This is a genomic window from Halpernia frigidisoli (genome assembly GCF_900113805.1).
Lineage (GTDB): Bacteria > Bacteroidota > Bacteroidia > Flavobacteriales > Weeksellaceae > Halpernia > Halpernia frigidisoli.
The window spans coordinates 196,132-219,160 of sequence record NZ_FOQT01000004.1; the positions used below are offsets into that span (position 1 = coordinate 196,132).

22 protein-coding genes and 1 tRNA gene are annotated in these 23,029 nt (G+C 33.3%); 16 read left to right on the forward strand and 7 right to left on the reverse strand.

The window, feature by feature from the left end:
* The first annotated feature begins 23 nt into the window (after positions 1 to 23).
* The 4 genes from BM238_RS11210 to BM238_RS11225 all read left to right on the forward strand — a co-directional run bounded on the left by BM238_RS11210 (position 24) and on the right by BM238_RS11225 (position 4,644).
* Positions 24 to 1,673 carry a DNA repair protein RecN gene (locus tag BM238_RS11210; protein ID WP_090080907.1) on the forward strand — a complete coding sequence of 550 codons (1,650 nt, stop codon included), beginning with the start codon at positions 24 to 26 and terminating at the stop codon, positions 1,671 to 1,673.
* 49 nt (positions 1,674 to 1,722) lie between these two features.
* Positions 1,723 to 3,189 carry a DUF5687 family protein gene (locus BM238_RS11215; protein WP_090080910.1) on the forward strand — a complete coding sequence of 489 codons (1,467 nt, stop codon included), beginning with the start codon at positions 1,723 to 1,725 and terminating at the stop codon, positions 3,187 to 3,189.
* A 138-nt stretch (positions 3,190 to 3,327) separates the two neighbouring features.
* Complete coding sequence (locus BM238_RS11220) at positions 3,328 to 4,041, forward strand: ABC transporter ATP-binding protein (protein WP_090080913.1); 714 nt, start codon at positions 3,328 to 3,330, stop codon at positions 4,039 to 4,041.
* 24 nt (positions 4,042 to 4,065) lie between these two features.
* Complete coding sequence (locus tag BM238_RS11225; RefSeq protein WP_090080916.1) at positions 4,066 to 4,644, forward strand: DUF1572 family protein; 579 nt, start codon at positions 4,066 to 4,068, stop codon at positions 4,642 to 4,644.
* A gap of 117 nt (positions 4,645 to 4,761) precedes the next feature.
* On the opposite strand, the gene fumC is transcribed toward BM238_RS11225, so the two are convergent.
* Positions 4,762 to 6,156 (reverse strand): class II fumarate hydratase, encoded by a 1,395-nt coding sequence (fumC, locus tag BM238_RS11235; protein WP_090080922.1) that lies wholly within the window; start codon positions 6,154 to 6,156, stop codon positions 4,762 to 4,764.
* A gap of 211 nt (positions 6,157 to 6,367) precedes the next feature.
* On the opposite strand from fumC, the gene BM238_RS11240 reads away from it, so the two are divergent.
* The 5 genes from BM238_RS11240 to BM238_RS11260 all read left to right on the forward strand — a co-directional run bounded on the left by BM238_RS11240 (position 6,368) and on the right by BM238_RS11260 (position 10,274).
* A complete protein-coding gene (locus tag BM238_RS11240; protein ID WP_090080925.1) occupies positions 6,368 to 7,513 on the forward strand; it encodes a helix-turn-helix transcriptional regulator in 1,146 nt (381 codons plus the stop codon).
* A 237-nt stretch (positions 7,514 to 7,750) separates the two neighbouring features.
* Positions 7,751 to 8,041, forward strand: a complete 291-nt coding sequence (locus BM238_RS11245; RefSeq protein ID WP_090080928.1) for a hypothetical protein — start codon at positions 7,751 to 7,753, stop codon at positions 8,039 to 8,041.
* Between the two features lie 129 nt (positions 8,042 to 8,170).
* Entirely contained in the window at positions 8,171 to 8,740 is a 570-nt protein-coding gene (locus tag BM238_RS11250) for a hypothetical protein (protein ID WP_090080932.1), read from the forward strand.
* Positions 8,741 to 9,442: 702 nt separating this feature from the next.
* Complete coding sequence (gene bshB1, locus BM238_RS11255) at positions 9,443 to 10,162, forward strand: bacillithiol biosynthesis deacetylase BshB1 (protein ID WP_090080935.1); 720 nt, start codon at positions 9,443 to 9,445, stop codon at positions 10,160 to 10,162.
* Positions 10,163 to 10,200: 38 nt separating this feature from the next.
* Positions 10,201 to 10,274: transfer RNA gene (locus BM238_RS11260), tRNA-His, on the forward strand.
* 95 nt (positions 10,275 to 10,369) lie between these two features.
* Here BM238_RS11260 and BM238_RS11265 read toward each other — a convergent pair.
* The 3 genes from BM238_RS11265 to BM238_RS11280 form a co-directional block, all read right to left on the reverse strand.
* Positions 10,370 to 11,038: a DUF4919 domain-containing protein gene (locus tag BM238_RS11265; RefSeq protein WP_143093383.1), complete on the reverse strand. Its 669-nt coding sequence runs from the start codon at positions 11,036 to 11,038 to the stop codon at positions 10,370 to 10,372.
* A 222-nt stretch (positions 11,039 to 11,260) separates the two neighbouring features.
* Entirely contained in the window at positions 11,261 to 11,596 is a 336-nt protein-coding gene (locus BM238_RS11275) for a DUF3276 family protein (RefSeq protein ID WP_090080943.1), read from the reverse strand.
* Between the two features lie 98 nt (positions 11,597 to 11,694).
* Positions 11,695 to 13,359 (reverse strand): ABC transporter ATP-binding protein, encoded by a 1,665-nt coding sequence (locus BM238_RS11280; RefSeq protein ID WP_090080947.1) that lies wholly within the window; start codon positions 13,357 to 13,359, stop codon positions 11,695 to 11,697.
* A 57-nt stretch (positions 13,360 to 13,416) separates the two neighbouring features.
* On the opposite strand from BM238_RS11280, the gene nusB reads away from it, so the two are divergent.
* From nusB to yajC, 3 genes are all read left to right on the forward strand, one after another.
* A complete protein-coding gene (gene nusB / locus BM238_RS11285) occupies positions 13,417 to 14,325 on the forward strand; it encodes a transcription antitermination factor NusB (protein ID WP_090080950.1) in 909 nt (302 codons plus the stop codon).
* 80 nt (positions 14,326 to 14,405) lie between these two features.
* Positions 14,406 to 14,879: a DUF1573 domain-containing protein gene (locus tag BM238_RS11290; RefSeq protein WP_090080952.1), complete on the forward strand. Its 474-nt coding sequence runs from the start codon at positions 14,406 to 14,408 to the stop codon at positions 14,877 to 14,879.
* Positions 14,880 to 14,891: 12 nt separating this feature from the next.
* Positions 14,892 to 15,218: a preprotein translocase subunit YajC gene (gene yajC, locus BM238_RS11295; RefSeq protein ID WP_090080956.1), complete on the forward strand. Its 327-nt coding sequence runs from the start codon at positions 14,892 to 14,894 to the stop codon at positions 15,216 to 15,218.
* A gap of 159 nt (positions 15,219 to 15,377) precedes the next feature.
* On the opposite strand, the gene BM238_RS11300 is transcribed toward yajC, so the two are convergent.
* The 3 genes from BM238_RS11300 to BM238_RS11315 form a co-directional block, all read right to left on the reverse strand.
* Positions 15,378 to 17,654 carry a GH92 family glycosyl hydrolase gene (locus tag BM238_RS11300; protein ID WP_090080960.1) on the reverse strand — a complete coding sequence of 759 codons (2,277 nt, stop codon included), beginning with the start codon at positions 17,652 to 17,654 and terminating at the stop codon, positions 15,378 to 15,380.
* A 179-nt stretch (positions 17,655 to 17,833) separates the two neighbouring features.
* A complete protein-coding gene (dtd, locus tag BM238_RS11310; protein WP_090080966.1) occupies positions 17,834 to 18,283 on the reverse strand; it encodes a D-aminoacyl-tRNA deacylase in 450 nt (149 codons plus the stop codon).
* 9 nt (positions 18,284 to 18,292) lie between these two features.
* The gene (locus tag BM238_RS11315; protein ID WP_090080969.1) at positions 18,293 to 18,745 is read right to left on the reverse strand and encodes a Rieske (2Fe-2S) protein; all 453 of its coding nucleotides are present in this window, start codon (positions 18,743 to 18,745) and stop codon (positions 18,293 to 18,295) included.
* 173 nt (positions 18,746 to 18,918) lie between these two features.
* Here BM238_RS11315 and greA point away from each other — a divergent pair, with 173 nt between their 5' ends.
* The 4 genes from greA to BM238_RS11335 all read left to right on the forward strand — a co-directional run bounded on the left by greA (position 18,919) and on the right by BM238_RS11335 (position 23,013).
* On the forward strand, positions 18,919 to 19,389 hold the full coding sequence (greA, locus tag BM238_RS11320; RefSeq protein WP_090080971.1) for a transcription elongation factor GreA: 471 nt from the start codon (positions 18,919 to 18,921) through the stop codon (positions 19,387 to 19,389).
* Between the two features lie 8 nt (positions 19,390 to 19,397).
* On the forward strand, positions 19,398 to 19,787 hold the full coding sequence (locus BM238_RS11325) for an HIT family protein (RefSeq protein WP_090080972.1): 390 nt from the start codon (positions 19,398 to 19,400) through the stop codon (positions 19,785 to 19,787).
* Between the two features lie 40 nt (positions 19,788 to 19,827).
* Entirely contained in the window at positions 19,828 to 20,991 is a 1,164-nt protein-coding gene (gene clpX, locus BM238_RS11330) for an ATP-dependent Clp protease ATP-binding subunit ClpX (protein WP_090080974.1), read from the forward strand.
* A gap of 234 nt (positions 20,992 to 21,225) precedes the next feature.
* Complete coding sequence (locus BM238_RS11335) at positions 21,226 to 23,013, forward strand: T9SS type A sorting domain-containing protein (RefSeq protein WP_090080977.1); 1,788 nt, start codon at positions 21,226 to 21,228, stop codon at positions 23,011 to 23,013.
* The last annotated feature ends 16 nt before the right edge of the window (positions 23,014 to 23,029 follow it).

The window sequence follows — 23,029 nt, forward strand, 5'->3', positions numbered from 1 at the left end:
TCATAAATCTACGACTTAAATAAATGCTTACTAGAATTTTCATTAAAAATTTTGCCTTAATAGACCATCTTGAAATTAATTTGCACGAAGGTTTACAAGTAATCACAGGTGAAACCGGTGCAGGAAAATCTATTATTCTTGGTGCGTTACGTTTAATTTTAGGCGAAAGAGCGGATGTAAAATCCATTTCAAATTCTGACTCGAAAAGTATCGTAGAAGCAGAATTTAAATTGAATGATAACTTCAAAAATTATTTTGATAGTCAAGATTTAGATTACGATTCCCATACGATAATTCGTCGGGAAATTCTACCAACCGGGAAATCCCGTGCTTTTATAAATGACGTTCCTGTGACGCTTGAAGTTTTAAAAAATCTTTCTCAAAGGTTGATCGATATTCATTCTCAGTTTGAAACTTCCAATATTTTTAATGAAGATTATCAGTTTAAAATAATCGACGGACTTTCTGAAAACAAAAATTTACTTCCCAATTATCAAAGGGAATTTTCAGAATATTTAAAGTTAAAAAATCATTTAGAAAAACTTAAAACGCAACTTTCTGAAGGTAATAAAGAAGCAGATTACAAAGATTTTTTGCTTAATGAATTGCTAGATTCAGATTTGGATACTCTGGATTTTGATGAACTCCAAAATCAGTTAAGCACGCAAGAAAATGCGGAACAAATTTCTGAAAATTTAGCGCAAATAATTCAGAATTTTGGTGAAGAAAATTTAGGAATTTTTTCTCAACTTAACGATGCTCGTATTAAATTAAATAAAATCGCACAACTTTCTAATCATTTTGAAAATCCACAACAAAGATTAGAAGAAGTTTGGCTGGAACTGAAAGATCTACTTTTAGAACTGGAAAATGAAGCCGAGAACATTGACATTAATGGCGAACTTTTACAAGAATTAAATCTTAAAACAAATAAAATAAATTCTTTATTTCTAAAACACAATGTCAATTCTGTGGTAGAATTAATTAACATAAGAAATGAAATTTCAGAGAATCAATCTCAGTTTTTAGATTTGGAAAATGAGATTGACAAGACGGAAAAAAGTCTTGAAAGTTCAAGAAAAAATCTTGAAAAATCTGTAAAAATTTTAAGCGAAAACAGACGAAAAATTATTCCTGTATTTACTAAAAAAATTGAAGCAATTATCAAACAATTAGGTTTAGAAAAAGCTAAAATTGAAGTAGATTTAAAAGAATCAGGAAAATTGTCAACTTTTGGTAAAGAAAATATCCAGATTTTATTCCAGGCGAATTCTGGTTTTCCTTTAAAGCCAATTCAGGACGCAATTTCCGGTGGAGAAAGAAGTCGCGTAATGCTTTCTATCAAAAAAATAATGGCAGAAAATTCCGAATTGCCAAGTTTGATTTTAGATGAAATTGACACTGGCGTTTCTGGAAAAATCGCTGAAGAAATGGGAAATGTGATGCAGGAAATGGCGAAGGATCTGCAATTAATTGTCATTACACATTTGGCGCAGGTTGCAGCAAAAGGAAATAACAATTACAAAGTAGTAAAACAAGATATTTCCGGGAAAACCCAATCGAATATTATTCCTTTAAACGAAGCAGAAAAACTTCAGGAAATCGCGCAACTGCTTTCTGGCAGTAAGATCACGGAAGCGGCAGTTTTGCAGGCGAAAGAATTAATTGGTTAAAATGTAACATTCTTTAACATTTCTTAACTAATTATTTAAACTATCTGCTATGTTTAAAAAATTAATTAATCTTGAAATCAAAAGTTTTTTTCGCAGTCCTCGTTTTGCGGCGGGAATTGCATTAAAAATCGGCACCATTTTTTTATTACTTTATTTCTCCGCAATCATTATCGGTGCTGCATTTGGACTTTATTTTGGTTCTTTGGCAGCTAAAGAAGATCCAATTGTAATGTTTTCTAAATATTTTATTGCTTATTGGGCGCTGGATCTGGTGCTAAAATTTATCTGGCAACAATTGCCGACAAATAATATAAAACCATTATTAACGCAGAATATCAGTAAAAATATCATCACGCGTTACACGATGGTGAAAATATTGACTTCATTCTTTAGTTGGGCATTTTTATTGTTTTTTATTCCATTTGTAGCGCTATTAATTCATAACGGCTCTTTTCCCCTAATTTCCATTTTTAGTTTGGTTTTAGCTTCCGTTTCTTTTATCGTCATCAATACTTTTATTAACGTGATGATCAATAAAATTGATGGTTTGATGTATGGGCTTTTCGCCGTGTTGATTGGCGTTGCAGCCTTGCATTATTTAAAAATTATCGATGTTTTTGCGTTTTCACAGCTTTTCTTTTTCACATTTTATAAAAACCATTTGTTGTTTTTGATTCCTTTATTTTTAGCGATATCGTTCAGCGTTTTAGTTTTTAGATTTATCAAAAGCAATCTGTATTTAGATAAAGGTTTGGAAGTTAAAAAAGCAGTTGGTAAAACTGAGAATATCGCTTTTTTAAATCAATTTGGTGCGGTTGGAACGTTTTTAAACAATGATCTTAAATTAATAAAACGCAGTAAAGCCGCAAGAGGCGCAGCAATCAGCGGAATTTTCTTCCTATTTTATGGCTTCTTCTTCATGACTGGTAATAGTTTCAAATTTCCACCAATTTTTCCGGGCATATTTATAACAGGAGGTTTTATGATTGTTTTTGGACAAAAAGTTCCCGCGTGGGACAGTTCGTATTATTCTTTAATGATGACCCAAAATGTGCCTTACAAAGAATATTTAAAAGCAAAATGGTGGCTGGTTGTCATTGCAACTTTAATTTCTATGGTTCTTGCAACCGGTTATGGTTTCTTAAAAGGTTGGGAATATTACTCTGCCATTTTCGCTGCCGGACTTTACAATTTAGGTGTAAACGCTTATGTTACTTTGTTTGCAGGTGCTTTTAACAAAAGACCGGTCGATTTGAACTCTGCTGCAAAAGGTTTTTCAAACGGGCAAAATAATTTTAGCATTAAAAATTTCATCTTATTGATTCCCCAATTTATAGTTCCGATCGGTGTTTTTATGGGCGTTAAATATTTCTTTGGTTTAACTGCCGCTGTTCTTGCAATCGCGTTTCTAGGTTTTATTGGATTTTTATTAAGAGATAAAATTTTCGACATCATTGTAAAAACCTACAAAACTGAAAAATATTCCACTTTGTCTGCCTTTAAAAAATTAGATTAAAAAAGTAAAAAGTAAAAAGTAAAAAGTAAAAAGTAAAAAGTAAAAAGTAAAAAGATTTATTTAGAGACCATTAAAAATCTTGGCCCTCTTTGCGAAAATCTTTGCGCCTTTGCGTGAAAAAAATAAAAAATTAAAACCATGATTACAATAAATAATATTTCAAAAGTTTACGGCGATAAAAAAGTTTTAAACATTCAAAACCTGGAAATTCCAAAAGGCGAAAGTTTCGGTTTGGTCGGAAATAACGGCGCGGGAAAAACAACGCTTTTTTCTGTGCTTTTAGATTTAATTCAGGCAAGTTCCGGGGAGATTTTAATTGACAATGAAAACGTTGCTAAATCTGAAAACTGGAAAACCAAAGTTTCTGCGTTCGTAGATGAATCATTTTTAATTGGTTATCTCACGCCGGAAGAATATTTTTATTTCATCGGCGAACTTCGCGGACAAAACAAAGCCTCGGTTGATGATTTTTTAAAGCAATTTTCAGATTTTTTTAATGGTGAAATCATCAACGCCGGAAAATACGTTCGTGATCTTTCCAAAGGAAATCAGAAAAAAGTAGGTGTTGTTGGCGCATTAATTGGCAAACCGGAAATCATAATTTTAGATGAACCTTTCGCCAACCTCGATCCTTCCACACAAATTAAACTTAAAAATTTAATTAGAAAATGGTCACAAGATTCACAAGTTACGTTTCTAATTTCCAGCCACGATTTGGCGCACACAACGGAAGTGAGCAACAGAATTGTCGTTTTAAACAAAGGCGAAATTGTAAAAGACATCAAAACAAACCCGGAAACTTTGAAAGAACTTGAAGATTTCTTTGCGGAATCTGTGGTAGAAATAAATTAAGACGATAATTAATAACTTTTAAAAATGATTAAAAATTTTTTAGAAAGTTCTATTAAGCAATTTGAATATTATAAAATGCTTGGTGATAAAACGTTTTCCCAATTGTCGGAAGAACATTTGTTTTTAGAATTAAATAAGGAAACCAATAGTATTGCAATAATTGTAAATCATCTTAATGGAAATATGCTTTCTCGCTGGTCAGATTTTTTAACAACAGACGGAGAAAAAGATTGGCGAAATAGAGATAATGAATTTGAAAATAGAATACAAAATGAAACTGATCTTTTAAAAAAATGGAATGAAGGTTGGGATTGTTTATTGAATGCGATTACGCCTTTAACTGTCACAGATTTTGAAACTGAAATATTTATTAGAAATCAAGGTCACACCGTAATTGAGGCAATAAATCGTCAGTTGGCTCATTATTCTTATCATGTTGGGCAAATTGTTTTACTTGGCAAGATTTTCTTAGATGAAAAATGGATATCACTTTCTATTCCAAAAGGAAATTCACAAACATATAATTCTGAAAAATTTTCCAAGCCAAAAATCAAGAAACATTTTACGGATGAATATTTAAATGAAAATAAAAAAGCGGATTAAAAATTTTTAATCCGCTTTTCATTTTTATAATTTCCGACAACCGACAACCGACAACCGACAACCGACAACCGACAACCGACAACCGACAACCGACAACCGACAACTGACAACCAAATCCTACTTCAATCCACCCACCATATCTTCCGGTTTCACCCATTCATCAAATTGTTCCGCCGTTAAAAGTCCAAGATTTACGGCTTCTTCTTTTAAAGTCGTTCCGTTTTTATGCGCTGTTTTTGCGATTTTTGCGGCATTTTCGTAACCGATATGCGTATTTAAAGCAGTTACGAGCATCAAAGACTTATCAACCAATTCTTTAATTCTCGGTAAATTTGGTTCAATTCCAACGGCGCAATGGTCGTTAAAAGAAATACACGCATCGCCCAAAAGTTGCGCCGACTGTAAAAAATTTGCAGCCATCACGGGTTTAAAAACATTCAGTTCGTAATTTCCCTGCGTCCCTGCAAAAGAAATCGTCACATCATTTCCTAAAACCTGCGCGCAAACCATTGTCAAAGCCTCATTCTGCGTCGGATTTACTTTTCCGGGCATAATTGAAGAACCCGGTTCATTTTCCGGAATATGAATTTCACCAATTCCAGAACGTGGTCCGGAAGCAAGTAAACGAATATCCTGCGCAATTTTATACAAAGAAACCGCTAATTGTTTTAGCGCGCCGTGCGTTTCCACAATTGCGTCGTGCGCTGCAAGCGCTTCGTATTTATTCGGCGCAGTGACGAAAGGCAAATTGGTAAATTCTGCGATATATTTCGCCACCAAAACATCGTAACCTTTTGGTGTGTTTAAGCCAGTTCCTACAGCAGTTCCGCCCAAAGCGAGTTCCTGCAAATGTTCCAAAGTATTTTTTATCGCTTTCAAAGCATAATTTAATTGCGCCACGTAACCGGAAAATTCCTGTCCCAAAGTAATTGGCGTCGCATCCATTAGATGCGTTCTTCCGATTTTCACGATGGTAGAAAATTCTTCAGATTTACTTTTTAAAGTATCTCTCAGTTTTTCAACCGCAGGAATCGTGGTTTCAACCACTTTTTTGTACGCTGCAATATGCATCGCCGTGGGAAAAGTATCGTTAGAAGATTGCGATTTATTCACATCATCATTCGGATGAACTTCCGCTTTTTCACCTAATTTTCCACCAGAATTAACGTGAGATCTGTTAGAGATCACTTCATTCACATTCATGTTAGATTGAGTTCCAGAACCAGTTTGCCAAATCACAAGTGGAAATTGATCCGCCAATTTTCCTTCCAAAATTTCATCACAAACTTTAGAAATCGCATCACGTTTTTCACTTGATAAAACTCCTAATTCTGCATTCGTAAAAGCCGCTGCTTTTTTCAAATACGCAAAGGCTTCGATAATTTCTTTTGGCATAGACGCTTCAGGTCCAATTTTGAAATTGTTTCTGGAACGCTCGGTTTGCGCGCCCCAAAATTTGTCCGCAGGCACTTGTACGTCGCCCATCGTGTCTTTTTCTATTCTGAAATCCATAGTTTTTTATTTTATTTTTTTAGGAGCAAGAAGATTTTTGTTTCTTTTTAAATCTGTCCTGCTTTCCGCTATATCTTTTTATCCGCCGCAGCGGACAAAAAGGATGTCGCTTCAATCAGGGCTAAATTTCAGATTTATTTCTATTTTTCAACCAATAAAAGTGCTGAAAAATTTCAATTACGAATTTACGCTTTTCTAAAATTATGTCAAAATGATAAAACTCAACAGTTTTAGCAAAATCTTAAGTATTTTGCCGTATTTTAAGACAGTTAATTTTTATTTATCTATTTTTGACCAAATGTCACAAAGATCCCAACGTTTACTTAAAATTTACAGTTTATTGAAAACCGGTCCGGTTTCAATTGACACGATGACTCAGTTGGCTGAAAAGAATGATTTTAATATTTCCCGGCGCACACTTTACAGAGATCTGAATGAACTTGAAAACGCATTGACTCTTCAAAACGAAAGATTAGTTGTAAAAACCGGGGAAAAGAACAAAAAGATCTGGAAGATTGAGTATAATACGAGCGATGATTCTTTAAATGAATTTGATATTTACAGCTACCTTCTATTTAAAAACTTTATGACTTTACCGGTTTTGACTTCCCGCAAAACCACAATGGACAAAATTGAAAAATTACTTTATGAAACCCATAGTAAGAGTCGTTTTGAAGATTTCTCTGGACATGCTGAAAGACAAATTGTAAGCAGTCATTTTTATGAGGTTAATTTCAAGGATATTTACCTTAAAATTTTAGACCAGTGCATTTGGTGTATTCAAAACAATCGCGAGCTTGAGATTTGCGAATTTGAATTTGATTACACCTCACTTGGTGATGATATAGTTTTTCCGTGTACCATTCTGCCCCTTCAGATCATGTATCACCGCGGAGTTGTGCATTTGGTGGGCTTTATAAAATACAATCATAAATTCGTGATCGTAGGTTTAGAGCAGATCAAAGATTACAAACTCACCAATAATATGTTTGACCGCAATACGCTTTTAAATCAAATGGATGATCATCTTATGCGGCGTTTCGGTGTGACGGAAAATATGACAAACGATATTTACAATATTGAAATAGAATTTACCGTCAAAACCGGTACTTTCATCAAAAATTTATTTTGGCATCCAACTCAAAAATTTAAAACATTAGAAAGTAGAAACCTTTTATTTTCCATGACATGTGGTATCAATAGGGAACTTGTAGGATGGATTTTTCAGTGGATGAGCAATGCAAAAGTAATAAAACCGGAAATTTTAAGAACAATGGTTACAAATAAGTTTAAAGAGGTTCTGGAAATCTACTCTGAAGATAAAATATTGGTTTCCAACAATTCATTCAGAATATAAAATCTGGTTGACAAAAGATGTCAATCTATATTATTAGATTTGTCGTTCCTAAATTTTAGGAGAACACAAATGATGAAAAAGGCGGGAGATTTATTTCCCGTCTTTATTTTTAAAGATTTTTACTCTTTATTTAGTTATTAAAGATAATCTAATAATTTAACTTTAAGCGGGAAAAATCAACCTCAAAATCTTTGCTTTAAGAAAAAAATAGTTTATTTTTGCCTAAAATCTATTACGATGATTATGTTATCTGCTTTTTGGCCTTTTTACCAGTTCCTTGGTTTTTGTTTCTTTTTAGGAATGATGCTTGTGGGGTTTTGGTGCATATTTATGTTCTTTGGTTTTGTTCTTCCACTTTGGTTGACACAAGGTCTTTGGGAATATTTTGGAAAATCAAAAGCGTTTGATCCGGAAGAAGTACGATTCAAAAAACTTTATGAAAAAGAAGGTTATGAAGTAATTTATAATAATCCGAAAGGTCATGGTCCGTATTTGCACCACGACTCTGATTCTCACGCAGCACATTAATTTTGCAATTCTTCGCTCTGCAGGAATTGCCACAAGCGAAACATTATATATTTAAATCCATTCAATATTTTGAGTGGATTTTTTTTAAATATAAATAAATTTTAGCAAAACCTTTTTTAAAAAAATTCAATGAAAACAAATTATATTATTCTATTATTTTTAGTACTCTCTCTTTTTTCGTGCTCAAATCGCGATAATATTGTCGGTGAAGAAGTTCCAAAAAAAAAAGAATTTAACCTAAAAATAAAAGTAGACAAAAGCCAGGCAAACATATTTGAAAACGTACAATTTTCTATTGGCGTAAAAACAGACGAGCCAGATTTAGTAAATTATCTAAGGAATAATTTTGATTCTATCATATTTAAAATTCCAGGCGAGATGGGCAGTCTAAGAGTATTTGAAAAGACAGAAAATGGAAATAGTTTGAAATTATCCTGGGCTCATAATTTTTATAATGCAGGAAATCAACAAACAAAATTTTTTGGTTATGAAGATGGAAAAGTGATTTTTGAAGATAAAGTAGATATCAATATAACTGATAACAACGATTTTCTAAATATAAATTGGAATGATTTTAAAAAATCTGAAACTGCAATTGGCTATGCAAATTCGTTAAATTATAATACTTTAGGAACTTATAATGGTCTGCAGAACAAGATTGGTTTTGTAGAACTTTTTAATTTATTGGGAAAATATTAATTATAACAATTCAGCAAATACCAATACTATAAATGAAAATGATAAGGTTTATTTATATAATTACACAGTAAATAAATTTGGAAGTCCAAAATTTTCACCCGTTAATACTGCAAATATTTCCGAGATATATTCAAATACTTTCGATAAATCGGTTTACAATGATTTACCAATCTATATTTGGATTGGAGAAAAAAATAAAATCGCATTAATGAAAGAATATTCCAAAACAGATTCTACTTTATTTATGGGTTATTATATACTTGCTGAACAAAAATAAAGAATTGAATTCTTCGTCTTTGCATCCATTTAATCTTTTTGAGTGGATTTTTTTTAAAAATATCATAAAAAAACAATGAATTATCTATTATTAAAAATTAAGAGTACAAAAATACTGGCGCTCATTTTTATATTTTTATCAATTATACTGTTATTTTTTTCCTATTTAAAACTTGCTGGGATTTTTTATAATTTTTATCTTTTTGCGATGCTCTTGTTCTTACAGTTTGTGACTTTCATTCTTATTGTGAAAAGTCTTATTTCTAAAATGCGACAGATAAATTCAGAAGATTAAGGATTTTCACGTTTTATTTTTATCTTAAATGAATACTAATTTTATCTAAAGTCAATTCATAAACTATTTTACTTTACCTATTTTTGCACTAATCAATCTGTGAAATTTTTCACAGTTTTTAATTTTAAAAAATGAAAGTAGATTTTTTAGCCATCGGCGCACATCCGGATGATGTAGAATTAGGTTGTGGCGGAACGCTTGCCAAATTAATTTCTGAAGGAAAAAAAGTCGCAATTGTAGATTTGACGCGTGGCGAACTCGGAACTAGAGGCACGGACGAAACTCGCGCCGAAGAAGCCAAAAATGCAAGTGAAATTTTAGGAATTTCTTACCGCGAAAATCTTGGAATGAATGATGGTTTTCTTAATAATTCTCAGGAATATCAAATGCAGATCGTAAAAATGATCCGGAAATACCAACCGGAAATTTTATTTGCAAATGCAATTCTTGACCGTCATCCGGATCATGCAAAAGCAGCAAAACTGGTTTCTGATGCGTGTTTTCTTGCAGGTTTAAAAAAGATCGAAACAGAATTAGACGGAAATTCTCAGGAAGTTTGGCGCCCAAAACAGATCTTTCATTACATTCAGTGGAAAGATATCACGCCGGATTTTGTTTATGATATTTCGGCTTTTATGGATAAAAAAATTGAAGCCTGTTTGGCTTATAAAACTCAGTTTTACGATCCGAAAAGTACAGAACCAGTTACGCCAATTGCGACCAAAGATTTCCTCGAAAGTTTGACTTACCGTGCGCAGGATTTGGGAAGACTTTCTGGGGTAGAATTCGCTGAGGGCTTCACAACGGAAAAGTTATTGGCTTTCAAAAATTTTGACGGAATTGTTTGTTAATTTTAGAGAAAGTCTTATATTTGCACTTCTGAAAAACGGTGGTTGTAGTTCAGTTGGTTAGAATGTCGGTTTGTGGTACCGAAGGTCGCCGGTTCGAACCCGGTCATCCACCCAAAGAAAAAGTGTTCCGATATTTCGGGACACTTTTTTTGTTTTTATTTAAAATTTTTGGTAAGTAATTATAAATCCACGAAATGGGAAAATTTATTATTCAAACATTTTTTTAACTGCATGTTGGATTATAAAATAAAAAGTTTGAACAGTTCCATTTTCAAATTTTGCTTCAAGAATATCTGTAAAATTTTCATCTTTGTCTCTTCCTGAACCCATTGTACCAAGATTTCCGCTCAAAGATTTTAAAATAAAATCCTGTCCATCTGAAGGATTTAACGTAAACATTGGATTTTCGATTGTTAAACCATCTCCGCTATAGCTCATCGCCTTAAAGATTTGAATTCCTTTGAGCATATAATTGTCAGCCTGTTTTTGCTTACCTAATTTATGATAAGAATATGCTACTTCAAAGTTTGTTTTTAAATCAAAAGGATGCTTAATTAAAAATGTTTGTCCGGATTTTATGACTTCGTCGTATTTTTTATCTTCATTCAACTTATAAAGATTTCTACCAAAGTCTATATCTTTATAAGGCTTATAATTTTTATCAGCAGTAAAAGCGATTAGCATCGATAATATTTCTTTTCCCGTTAAAGTGGAATCTACTTTGTTATATCTATCTAATAAATTTGGATAATATAATTCTGATTTTTTATCCTTAGTTTCTTTGAGAATTTTATTAAAATCCGTTTTATACTCGAAATTTTTTTGACTAAAAAATAGTGAAGGAATTATTAATAATAAAAGTAAAATTTTTCTCATTGGTTTTTTTTTAAAGTTTCTGCTAACTTTCAAATGTAAGTAAAGTTTGTATGGAAATTTTTCAATCAAAAAAAAACTTTTCAATCAGCGAAAATCTGCGGCCGTGATAGAAGCGGCATCCTTTTTTGGCGCGAGCGCAGCGAGCGCCAAAAAAGATACAGCGGATAGCGCGAATTGTCCGCCCATAAAAAAAGCATCTAATAAATTAAATGCTTTTGTTTTCTAAAGTTCGTCTTCCGAATCTATGGTGAAGGTTTTTGCCTTGAAATCTTTGTCGTGGCGCTCTGAGATGACATCTTCGCCTTTGTTGTCGATTATGAAATCTGAGGCCTCAGTGAACATTTCTCCAAACTGCTTGAAATCTTCTTTGTAAAGGTAAATTTTGTGTTTTTCAAAACTTGCTTCGCCATTGTCGTGAAAACTTTTTTTGCTTTCTGTGATGGTAAGATAATAATCTCCCGCTTTTGTTTCGCGAACATCAAAAAAATAGGTTCTGCGGCCGGCTTTTAAAACTTTGGTGAAAATCTCATTTTCGTTTCTCTCCTTATAATCACTCATTTTACACTTTATTTGAAATGTTGTTGTAACAAATATAAAAGAATTCTTTTAATTTTAAATTATTTTCTTAAAATTTGTTAATTAAAATGTTGATAAGCTTATTTAGCGAGTTCAAGCTCATTTAAAGGCGTTAGGTGTAATACTTTATCGGCTCTTATTGCACTGCTTTCTCTATGCGTAATGATTATATTGGTGGTATTGTTGATCTTTTCGTCAATATTTTTCAGGATATTTTCTTCAGTTTCTGTATCCAAAGCAGAAAGCGAGTCATCAAAAATTAAAATTTTGGGTTGTTTTATTAATGCTCGTGCGATACAAATCCGCTGTTTTTGCCCTCCTGAAAGCATGACGCCACGTTCGCCGACCATTGTTTCGTATTTATTTTTAAAACCCTGAATATTATTATGAACGTCAGCAATTTTTGCAGCTTCCTCAACCAGTTTGTGAGAAGGTTTTTCAAGTGCAAAACCAATATTATTCTCGATAGTGTCCGAAAATAAATAACTTTCCTGCGGAATAATGCCAATATAATTTCTATAGTTTTTTAGATTATGGTCTTTCAGGTTTTTGCCGTCGATCAGTATTTCACCTTCGTCGGGATCCAGCAAGCGGCTTAAAAGTAAGGCAATTGTTGATTTTCCACTTCCGGTTTTTCCCATAATGGCGAGGGATTTTCCGGCTTCTATTTTAAATGAAAGATTGTCCAAAGCTTTAATGCCTGTGTTTGGATAAGTGTAGGAAACATTTTTAAATTCAATATCACCTGTGATCATAGAGATTTCAGAACTTTTATTGACGATTTCAGATTTCATATCTAAAAATTCATTGACCCGAGACATGGATGCGTCGGCTCTCTGATTGATTGAAGTGACCCAACCGAGCATTGAGAAAGGAAATATTAAAATATTAATATAAGTAAAAAACTCTGCAATTGTGCCGACATTCATTTGTCCCGAAATGTATTTTTGTCCTCCAATGAAAAGAATGGCGACATTTAGCAAACCGATAACGAAAGTAATAATTGTAAAAAAATAGGCTTCGGTTTTTGCAAGATCTAGTGATTTATCCTGATAATCGCGGACTTTATCGCTGTAATTTTTCTCTATAAATTTTTCTTTTGCGAAAAACTTCACAACCCGAATTCCGGAGAAACTGTCCGTCACAAAAGTTGAGATCGCCGACTGGCTTTTTTGCGTAATTTTTGATTTTCTACTGATAACGGAACTTACGCGATAAATTAAAAAAGATAAAATTGGCAACGGAATTAATGTCCACAAAGTCATGCAAACATCCGTTTTCAACATATAAAATGTTGTGATGGAAACCAATACAATTAAATTAGCCACGTACATTACGCCCGGACCAAGATACATTCTGATCGCGACAACATCTTCGCTGAGACGATTTAGAAGATCTCCGATTGTCGTTTTTTTATAATCTGTGATGGAAATTTCCTGGTAATGGCTGTAAATTTTATTTTTCAGTTCGTACTCAATTCTACGCGAAGCGACGATAATCGTTTGGCGCATCATAAAAGTGAAAAATCCTGTCAGAAGTGAAGACCCGATAATAATTCCTACATTAACTAAGATTTTAGGATTGAAACCAGAGCCTTTGTATTCTGCAATTTGGTTAACAGAATCGCCGATAAACGGAACCTTATAAATATTAAAAAAATTACTTAAAATAATAAATATAAAGCCGTAGAAAAGCAGAAGCTTGTGTTTCCAGAAGTAGGGATTGAGTGTTTTTAGCGCTTTCATTGAAGGGCAAAATTACAAATTTTATTATTACCTTTGCGCCACAAAAAAGTTCTTTGAATGTTAGGCAGAAGACAAATTCGCGAAAAAGTAGTGGAAACACTCTATTCTTATTATCAAAATCCGATAGGAGCTGATATTCTTGAGAAAAATATGATTTCACAAATAGATAAAATTTATCATTTGTACATTTATGAGCTTAATTTTTTAGTTGGTTTAAAACATGTTGCAGAACAGCAAATTGAGATCAGCAAAAATAAATTCATTAAAACGGAATCTACGATCAACCCGAACCAAAAATTTATTAACAATAAAGTTTTGCTTCAGTTAGAAGAAAATACCGAACGTTTATCATTCACTTCCAAGCATTTAGAATTAAAATGGGATCTTTATGACAGTTTGCTGGTTCACACTTTCCAAAGGATAAAAGCAGGAAAACGGTATCAGGATTTTATGCTGGAAGAAGACACCTATTCTTTCGAAGATGATCAAAAATTTATAGGAAAATTATTTTTGAGATATATTGCTGAAAATCAGGATTTCCATGACCATTTAGAGGAAAAAGAATTGAGCTGGGCAGATGATCTTCACATCGCCAATTCAATGATCCAAAAAACGGTTGGATTTTTAAAACCTGATGTTAGCAGTCATACTTTAATTAAAATGTTTAAAAATGATGAAGATATAGATTTCGCGAGAAATTTATTGAAATATGCTGTAAATCATTTAAAGGAAAGTGAGGAAAAAGTGAAGGAACGCTTGCAAAACTGGGACTTGGAAAGGATTTCTTTAATTGACAAAATAATTATTATCGCAGCGATTACTGAGATGGATTATTTCCCGTTCACGCCTTCTGCCGTGATAATGAATGAATATATTGAGATTTCAAAGGTGTTTTCTACAGAAAAATCCAATATATTCGTAAATGGAATCTTAGATAAATATATTAAAGATAAAAACAGAGTTTAGTTAAGAAATCGCCACTAAAAACTTTGTAAAATAACAAGGCTTGAGAGGCGAAAGCATTTAACCTAAAAAAATATATATAAATGAATACAACTTTTAAATTATTAGCAATTAGCAGTTTAGCATTATTTTCATTTCAATCATGTAATAAAAAAAGTGAGCCTGCCGATCAAATTAAAATTGACACCATGACAGCCGGACCTGTGAATCCGAACGAAACTTCTATAAAAGAAGCACAGTCTAAGCCGCTGACAACCGTTGCGATTTCTGAAGACAATTTCGATTTTGGTGTTATAAAAAAGGGTGATGTGAAAAGTCATACTTATGAAATTACAAATACAGGCACGAATCCGCTGATCATCTCTGAAGTAAAACCAGGTTGTGGTTGCACAATACCGGAATTCACAAAAGACCCGATCTTACCAGGACAAAAAGGAAATATTACTTTAAAATTTGAATCAGAAGCTTTTGACGGTGTGGTTCATAAAACGGCAGATGTTTTTGCAAATACAGCAAAAGCGCCTATTACTTTGAATTTCACGGCAGATATTAAATAAAAAATTAAAAAAATGATAGCAACAATATTGCAATTTGGCGGTGGCGAAGGTTCTATGACACCAACTTTACTAATGATGGGCGTGATGTTCGTGGGATTTTATTTCCTGATGATCCGTCCGCAAATGAAGAAACAAAAAAGTGAAAAAACTTTTCAGGAAACTATAAAAGTAGGTTCCCGAGTGGTAATGACTTCCGGAATTCAGGGAAGAATTGCGCAGGTAATGGAAGACGGCGTTGTGATAGAGACAATGGCGGGAAAAATTAAATTTGAAAAAGCAGCGATCTCAAGAGAATTTACGCAGCAAAGATTTCCGGATACTACGGAAGTTAAAAAGTAGAATTTTTACAATTTATTTAAAATCCATCGCAGTTTTGTGATGGATTTTTTGTGTGTAATTGTGTGATTGTCATTCTGAGGAAGGAAGAATCTCGGAAAAAAATTAGAGACTCTTCACTTCACTTTGTTTCTTTTAGAATGACAGTAAAAACATTTAAAACTAATTATGCTTTTTACTCATATAAAAAACCAAAGTTCCGCCGTCAATAATATCCTGGTAATGCAAAGTATGGTCTTTAATTTCTTTTCCATTTAAAGTTACTTTTTTCACAAAGACATTTTCTGCTGATTGATTTTCAGTTTTAATGGTAAATTTCTTTCCATTTTCTAAATTAATAACCGCAGATTTCACAAGCGGACTTCCCAAAGCATAATCATTTGAGCCCGGCAAAACAGAATAAAATCCCATCGCTGAGAAAATGTACCAAGCGCTCATTTGTCCGGCATCGTCATTTCCGCAAAGTCCTGCTGGTCCATCGTGGTACATTTTATTTAAAATTAAACGTACTTTTTCCTGTGTTTTCCACGGGTCGTTTGTCCAGTTATAGAGGTACGGAATATGATGTCCGGGTTCATTTCCGTGAATATAATTTCCGATAATACCGTCGCGCGTGATGTCTTCATTTCTTTCAATATATTTATCCGGAATTGGCGTCGTGAAAATACTGTCTAAATGCTTGGAAAATTTATCTTTTCCGCCCATTATTTCAATCATTTTTGGCACATTTTGGGGAACGTAAAGTCCGTAATTAAAAGCATTTCCTTCAATAAAACCTTGTCCTTCACTATCCATCGGATCAAATTCTTTTTTAAAAGTGCCGTCGGATAATTTTGGTCGCATGTAGCCACTTGTAGAATCGTAAACGTTTTTATAATTTTCGCTGCGTTTTAAATATTCATTTTCTATCGCAGTATTTTCGGCTTTCTTAGCAACTTGAGCAATCGTCCAATCGTCGTAAGCATATTCTAAAGTCTTTGAAACTGAAGCGTTGCTTAAATCTTCCGGAACAAAACCGTATTTTAAATAAGAATCAATGCCGTCATAATATTTTAAATTTGAAGAAGATTGCATCGCTGTCAAGGCTTCATTAATATTAATATCTGTATTTCCTTTCATGATCGCATCTGCAATTACGGAAACTGAATGGTAGCCTGTCATGCACCAATCTTCATTTGCATATAAACTCCAGATCGGCAGCGCGTGATGCACACTTTGCTCATAATGCGCCATCATAGAATGCACAAAATCATTATTTCTTTTTGGCTGAAAAATATTGTAAAGCGGATGCAGCGCGCGATAAGTGTCCCAAAGTGAAAAAATGGTGTAATTCGTGAAACCGTCTGATTGATGAATATTTTGATCTAAACCCAAATATTTCCCATCGACATCTTCGTAAATAGACGGCGACATCATTGTGTGATACATCGACGTATAAAATACTTTTTTGTCGTTTTCATTTAAACTTTCAACCTGAATTCTTGACAATTCTTTTTCCCATTTATCCTGCGTTTGTTTTTTAATTTGGTCAAAATTCCAGTTTGGAACTTCTGCTTGAAGGTTTTTCATAGCACCATCAGTCGAAGTGTTTGATAAAGCAAATTTTACTTCAATGCTTTCATTTTCTTTGGTATCAAAATTAAAATAGGCGCGAATTTGACGTCCAGCAATTTCAGGGAAATTTTCGTTTTCGTTAAATTTTCTGTAAAAGCCATTGTAGTCTACTTTTTCATAGCGTTTCCTGCCGTAAGATTTAAATGGTTTTGAAAATTTCATGGCGAAAAATACTTTTTTAGTTCTTGCCCAGCCAGTCGTTTCGCGATAACCAACAACCGTTGAATCATTTTCCACACGGACAAAAGTCCAGACATTTTTGCCGTCGTAATTGTAAATATTAGACATTAAATCTAAAATGATATGTGAATCTGTTGATTTTGGAAAAGTGTATTTGTGAAAACCAACGCGTTCTGTAGCGGTTAATTCTGCTTTAATATTATAATCATCGAGCATAACGCTGTAAAATCCAGGTTCTGCTTTTTCTGTAGAATGAGAAAACTGGGAATGAAAACCACTTTTTGGGATTTTTTTGTCGCCTGGTTCTAAATTTAATTTTCCGACGGTCGGCATTATTAAAAAATCCCCAAGATCTGAATGTCCGGTTCCACTTAGATGTGTGTGAGAAAATCCAAAAATTGTGGAATCTTCATATTGATAACCTGCGCAATAATGGTATGTTTCGGGATTGTATTTTCCATCTTTTACATAAGGTTGCTGATCGGTTTCCGGGGAAAGTTGAACCATTCCGAAAGGTGCGGTTGCGCCGGGAAAAGTGTGCCCCATATTTTTCGTTCCCGTCATCGGATTGGCGTAGGAAATTATTTTTTGGGAAAAATAATTTGAAGAAATGAGAAAAGAAAAGAAAAGAATAGAATATTTCATTTATAAATTTTGCACTAATTTAAAGAAAAAAATTAACCACAAAGTCACAAAGGTTTTTTACTGCATTTATTGCAAAACTTCACAAAGGGCACAAATTTTTAGAAATATATTTTTTAACACTTTATGTCCTTCGTGTTTAAAATTTAAAATAAATCTTTGTGACTTTGTGGTGAATAATTTTAATTCTTCGTTTTACTATCAAAAACCAATGTAACAGGTCCATCATTTACAAGAAAAACTTTCATATCTGCAGCGAAAATTCCACTTTCAATTTTTAAAGTAGATTTTGCAATTTCGGTTTTAAAATAATTAAATAAATCTAAAGCCAATTCGGGTTTTGCGGCTTTTATAAACGAAGGACGATTTCCTTTTTTATAATCTGCAATTAAAGTAAACTGGCTGATGCAAAGAATTTCACCGGAAATATCTTTTACCGACAGGTTCATTTTCCCGTCTTCATCACTAAAAATTCTGAGGTCTAAAACTTTTTTTATTAGCCAATCTGCATCTTCTTTTGAATCATTTTCATCGACACCAATTAATAAAAGCAATCCTTTGGAAATTTCACCAACAATTTTATGATCAACTTCAACTTTCGCTGAAGAAACTCTTTGAATAACTATTTTCATTAAACAGATTTAATTATAAATAGTCAAAATATTTGTAGAAGAATCGTAATTCGTGGGATAAGTTTTTGGTGGAACCTGAGAAATAGTAATTGGTTCGCCAGTAATTAAAATCCAGGTCGCGCCATCTTTTGGACAGACAATTTTTGTGGTATTTTGTACTTCCAACGTCGTGTTTGCATCCGGACAAATGTGCGGCGCATTTCTGTCGTAGGCTTTAAAACCATTTGTAGTTCGGACGACGATTATACCGCGCGTTCCGCTGCTTTGCTCATTTACGTAAATAAAACTGCCAGTATTTTGAAGATTTTGGTTTAATGGTAAACTTAAATTTAAAGTGACATTAATTGGAGAATTGGGGAAACAACTAACAGTTTCCTGTCTGTTTCCACAGGAATTTATAACTAAGAAACTGCTGAAAATTAAAATTGTAAAATATAGAAAGTTAGATGTCTTTTTTTTCATTTGTATTTTTTTTATCTAAAATAGGTTAGCGCTGATCTTCCTTTTTATTATCCGACTTTGCTAAAAGCGTTTTCATTAAAATAAATTTATATCTTTGTAAACTACAAATCAAAAGAAGATATTGTCCGGCAAATGTCGGATTATTTTTTTATATAAATTTTAAATAAAATGAAATGGCAAATTATGTAACACAAGAAGGTTTCGACAGAATGAAAACCGAATTGGAACAATTGGAAACCATTGAAAGACCAAAAATCACACAGCAAATTGCAGAAGCGCGCGACAAAGGCGATCTTTCTGAAAATGCCGAATATGATGCAGCGAAAGAAGCGCAAGGAATGCTGGAAATGCGTATTTCTAAGATCAAAAATATTTTAGCAGAAGCAAAAATTATTGATGAGACCAATCTTGATACTTCAAAAGTGTCAATGCTTACGACGGTGACTTTAATGAATCTGGATACTAAAAAAGAACAAAAATTTACTTTAGTTCCCGATAATGAAAGCGATCTTAAAACTGGAAAAATCTCTGTAAGCACGCCAATTGCAAAAGGTTTATTAAATAAAAAAATTGGTGAAACGGCAGAAATTGTTTTACCTAATGGAAATAAATTGTCTTTTGAGATTTTAAATATTACTATTTAAAAAAAGCGATGGAAACGATTTTTACAAAAATCATTAACGGAGAAATTCCTGCATATAAAATTGCTGAGAATGAAAATTTTTTGGCATTTTTAGACGTTTCGCCTTTGGTAGAAGGTCACACTTTGGTCATTCCAAAAAAGGCGATGGATAAAATTTTTGATATCGGAACTGAAGAATTTAAAGACTTGTTTGGTTTTGCTCAAACAGTGGCAAAAAAAATTGAGAAAGTAATTTCCTGTAAAAGAGTAGGGCTCGCCGTTGTCGGTTTAGAAGTGCCTCACGCTCACATTCATTTGATTCCTTTAAATAAAATGGATGATATGAATTTTCAAAATGATCGGTTAAAATTTTCTGACGAAGAATTTAAAGACACACAAAATTTAATTAAAAACTCATAAGAATTAGTCGAAAGGCTAATTTTTTAATTTAGATAAAAATATGAACTCAAACCAATGTTCTTTTTGCGGAAGAAAAAGAAATGAAGTACAAATGCTCATTTCTGGTCAAGAAGGTTATATCTGCGAAAACTGCATCGAACAGGCGCACGTTATCGTAAAAGAAGGCGGAGAAAAAGCAAAATTTTCTGCAGCGGAAAGCATGGAAGAATTAAAAAAGCCGCGGGAAATCGTAAAGTTTTTAGATCAATATGTCATCGGGCAGGAACAGGCAAAAAAGCAAATGTCGATCGCAGTTTATAATCATTATAAAAGGTTGTTGCATGCGAAAGATGAAAATCGGGAAGTTGAGATTGAGAAATCCAACATAATTATGATCGGGGAAACCGGTACGGGGAAAACGCTTTTAGCAAAAACAATTGCGAGAGAATTAAATGTTCCTTTTTGTATCGTTGATGCGACAATTTTAACGGAAGCCGGTTATGTAGGAGAAGATGTGGAAAGTATTTTGTCCAGACTTTTAATGGTTGCGGACTTTGACGTAGAAAAAGCGGAAAAAGGAATTGTCTTTATTGATGAAATTGATAAAATCGCGAGAAAATCTGATAATCCAAGTTTGACACGCGACGTTTCCGGTGAAGGCGTGCAACAGGGTTTATTGAAATTACTGGAAGGAAGTATCGTGAATGTACCGCCACAAGGGGGAAGAAAACATCCTGATCAAAAATATATCCAGGTTAATACGCAGAATATTTTATTTATAGCAGGTGGTGCTTTTGATGGAATTAAGGATATAATCGAACGACGATTAAACAAACAAGTAATTGGTTTTAGTGCAGATAAATTAAATAAAATTGATGAAGAAGAATATATTTTGAGCCAGTTAAATGCGATCGATCTTAAAACCTTTGGTTTAATACCTGAACTTTTAGGGCGTTTTCCGATCATCACTTATTTGGACAAATTGTCTAAAGAAACTATGATGCGCATAATGACGGAGCCTAAAAACTCTATTGTAAATCAGTATGTGGAATTATTTAAAATGGATGGAATAAATCTAAATTTCTCAAAAGACAGTATATCAAAAATAGTTGAAGATACCTTAGAGAAAGGTTTGGGTGCACGCGGACTGCGTGGGACGACTGAAAAATTATTAGAGGATTACATGTTTGATATCGACAGTATTGATAAAAAATTAACAATTTAACAGATATAGGCTATTTTCTAAAAAAATAGGGCGATAATTTTGTAGATTTTAAATTTTTTTTTACTTTTGTACTCTAATAGGTATTTATACTAAAATAATTATTTATTACAAAAACACATATACCGATGAAAAAAAATCTACTAACTGCAGGAGCGATCTTCTTTGGTCTCACTGCCCACGCACAACTTACATATGTCGGAAATGCCGCGATAGTGACGGTCACCGCGAAATACATTGGTTTACAATGGTGGTGGTCTTAAAGTCGATACAGGGGGCACAATTGATAACAGCGGAAACATAATGCTTGTCGCGAATGATGTTACAAATGATAAATTTGAAACAGTAACGCCGGCAAGTTCTAAATTTAATCTTGTTTATACCACTGCCACAAATTATGGACAACTATATATTAATGGCTTTTCACAGGCTAATTTAAATACAGGATTGGTAAGCAAGCAATTTAAAGAAGTAAAACACGGTGCTTACCAACAAATTGGTTTACCTTTTATTGGTAAAACATTATCTGATTTAACTTCAGAGCTTGGAAAAACTTTTAACAATACAAGGTATTCAGGAAACGAGATCCTTTATTGGGACAATCCTAAAGTTTTATCCAGAAATTTAAGTACTGCCACAGTTACAACTGCCGCTGATGCCACGAGATATTATATTTTAGGTGGCACTGGTCTTGATATTACAACTGCTAATAAAACCATCGTCGGAAAACCATTTGCCGATCCTGTCACAGTTACTTTGAACGGCGCTGGAGCTGGAATAAATTTTGGTGTAAATGGAGTAGCAAGAAATATTTATAATGAAAAGTATAACAGTTATGTTTCGGATCCTTTTGTAACACCTGCGTGGAATAATACAACAAGTAACTACGGTAAAGATATGTATCAGTTGGCTAATCCATATTTTACAAATCTAGATTTATCTCAAATTGGTATTAGTGAAGCTAATGGAGACGGCGTAAACATTCCAGGTCTTGTTGGCATTATTATTCAGCCAAGTATTAATAATGTTACTTTTAATACGACAACCGGTTCTGCTGATGTTTCACCAAACTTTGTAACATTTACTTCAGGTTTAGCCCCTTCAGGTGATGTTGATAAACTTGTAATTAAGCCATTACAGTCTTTTACGATAAAACGTTCAAATGGTGCTGCATCTTACGATTTTCCGTTTGCGAATTTACGAAGATTTGCTTTCGCTGCCCGCACATCGTTTACCGGTCCAATTTCGGTAACCGGGGCGAAAAATGCGAACCGCAGCAATAGTGGAAGTACAATAAAACAATTAGGTGTAATTGCTTTGGATGCTGATGGAAATGAAATGGGAAGAACTTACTTTGTGGTTTATCCTAATGGTGTAAGTGGTTTTAATCCGGAAGTTAGTACACAAGCAACTGCTGGAAAAGATAACGTCATAGGAACCTTTGAAGAAAAAGCCGTAGATGGTGGCGTTGATACAAACTATGCAAGTCAATATTGGTTATATATCAATGAAGCAAATGAGCAGGATTTCAAAGGCAAGCCTTTAGAAATGGATTTATACAGTCCTGCAATTAAAAGTCTAAAATTTGAAATAAGAGAAAATGCTCAATTAGTAGATGCTGGTGTTAAGGTATTATCTACTGGAACTGGATTTTACTACAAAGACGCGAGCGGTAATATTTCAGAGGCATCACAGGATTCTGTAATTCCTGTGAATGGAAGTCAATATAATTTGTTTTATGGTAAGCCAGACGCAGTTTTAGCTACAGGTAATGCTGAAGCAAAACCGTCACGAACAGTAATTGTATATAATCAGTCGATTGATAATTATATTGTAAGATTTGATTCTACTTGGAAGAAAGCAGATATCCAAGTTTATGATCTGAGTGGTAAATTAATAATGCTTAAGAAAAATGTCCCTGCAAATCAGGATTTTACTATCCCGCTTAGCAAAGATAACAGAGCATATATTGTGACGGCAGTTTCCGAAAGCGGAGTGAAGGCTGTGGCAAAAATTATCAGATAATAAGTACTATTAATTA

Coding starts and splice junctions, on each gene's coding strand:
- BM238_RS11280 (WP_090080947.1), bottom strand. CDS start 13,359: ATGAAAGCGCTAAAAACACTCAATCCCTACTTCTGGAAACACAAGCTT.
- dtd (WP_090080966.1), bottom strand. CDS start 18,283: ATGAAAATAGTTATTCAAAGAGTTTCTTCAGCGAAAGTTGAAGTTGAT.
- BM238_RS11250 (WP_090080932.1), top strand. CDS start 8,171: ATGAAAACAAATTATATTATTCTATTATTTTTAGTACTCTCTCTTTTT.
- BM238_RS11225 (WP_090080916.1), top strand. CDS start 4,066: ATGATTAAAAATTTTTTAGAAAGTTCTATTAAGCAATTTGAATATTAT.
- yajC (WP_090080956.1), top strand. CDS start 14,892: ATGATAGCAACAATATTGCAATTTGGCGGTGGCGAAGGTTCTATGACA.
- bshB1 (WP_090080935.1), top strand. CDS start 9,443: ATGAAAGTAGATTTTTTAGCCATCGGCGCACATCCGGATGATGTAGAA.
- BM238_RS11210 (WP_090080907.1), top strand. CDS start 24: ATGCTTACTAGAATTTTCATTAAAAATTTTGCCTTAATAGACCATCTT.
- nusB (WP_090080950.1), top strand. CDS start 13,417: ATGTTAGGCAGAAGACAAATTCGCGAAAAAGTAGTGGAAACACTCTAT.
- BM238_RS11290 (WP_090080952.1), top strand. CDS start 14,406: ATGAATACAACTTTTAAATTATTAGCAATTAGCAGTTTAGCATTATTT.
- BM238_RS11240 (WP_090080925.1), top strand. CDS start 6,368: ATGATAAAACTCAACAGTTTTAGCAAAATCTTAAGTATTTTGCCGTAT.
- BM238_RS11315 (WP_090080969.1), bottom strand. CDS start 18,745: ATGAAAAAAAAGACATCTAACTTTCTATATTTTACAATTTTAATTTTC.
- BM238_RS11275 (WP_090080943.1), bottom strand. CDS start 11,596: ATGAGTGATTATAAGGAGAGAAACGAAAATGAGATTTTCACCAAAGTT.
- BM238_RS11215 (WP_090080910.1), top strand. CDS start 1,723: ATGTTTAAAAAATTAATTAATCTTGAAATCAAAAGTTTTTTTCGCAGT.
- BM238_RS11245 (WP_090080928.1), top strand. CDS start 7,751: ATGATTATGTTATCTGCTTTTTGGCCTTTTTACCAGTTCCTTGGTTTT.
- BM238_RS11265 (WP_143093383.1), bottom strand. CDS start 11,038: ATGAGAAAAATTTTACTTTTATTATTAATAATTCCTTCACTATTTTTT.
- fumC (WP_090080922.1), bottom strand. CDS start 6,156: ATGGATTTCAGAATAGAAAAAGACACGATGGGCGACGTACAAGTGCCT.
- BM238_RS11220 (WP_090080913.1), top strand. CDS start 3,328: ATGATTACAATAAATAATATTTCAAAAGTTTACGGCGATAAAAAAGTT.
- BM238_RS11300 (WP_090080960.1), bottom strand. CDS start 17,654: ATGAAATATTCTATTCTTTTCTTTTCTTTTCTCATTTCTTCAAATTAT.
- BM238_RS11325 (WP_090080972.1), top strand. CDS start 19,398: ATGGAAACGATTTTTACAAAAATCATTAACGGAGAAATTCCTGCATAT.
- clpX (WP_090080974.1), top strand. CDS start 19,828: ATGAACTCAAACCAATGTTCTTTTTGCGGAAGAAAAAGAAATGAAGTA.
- greA (WP_090080971.1), top strand. CDS start 18,919: ATGGCAAATTATGTAACACAAGAAGGTTTCGACAGAATGAAAACCGAA.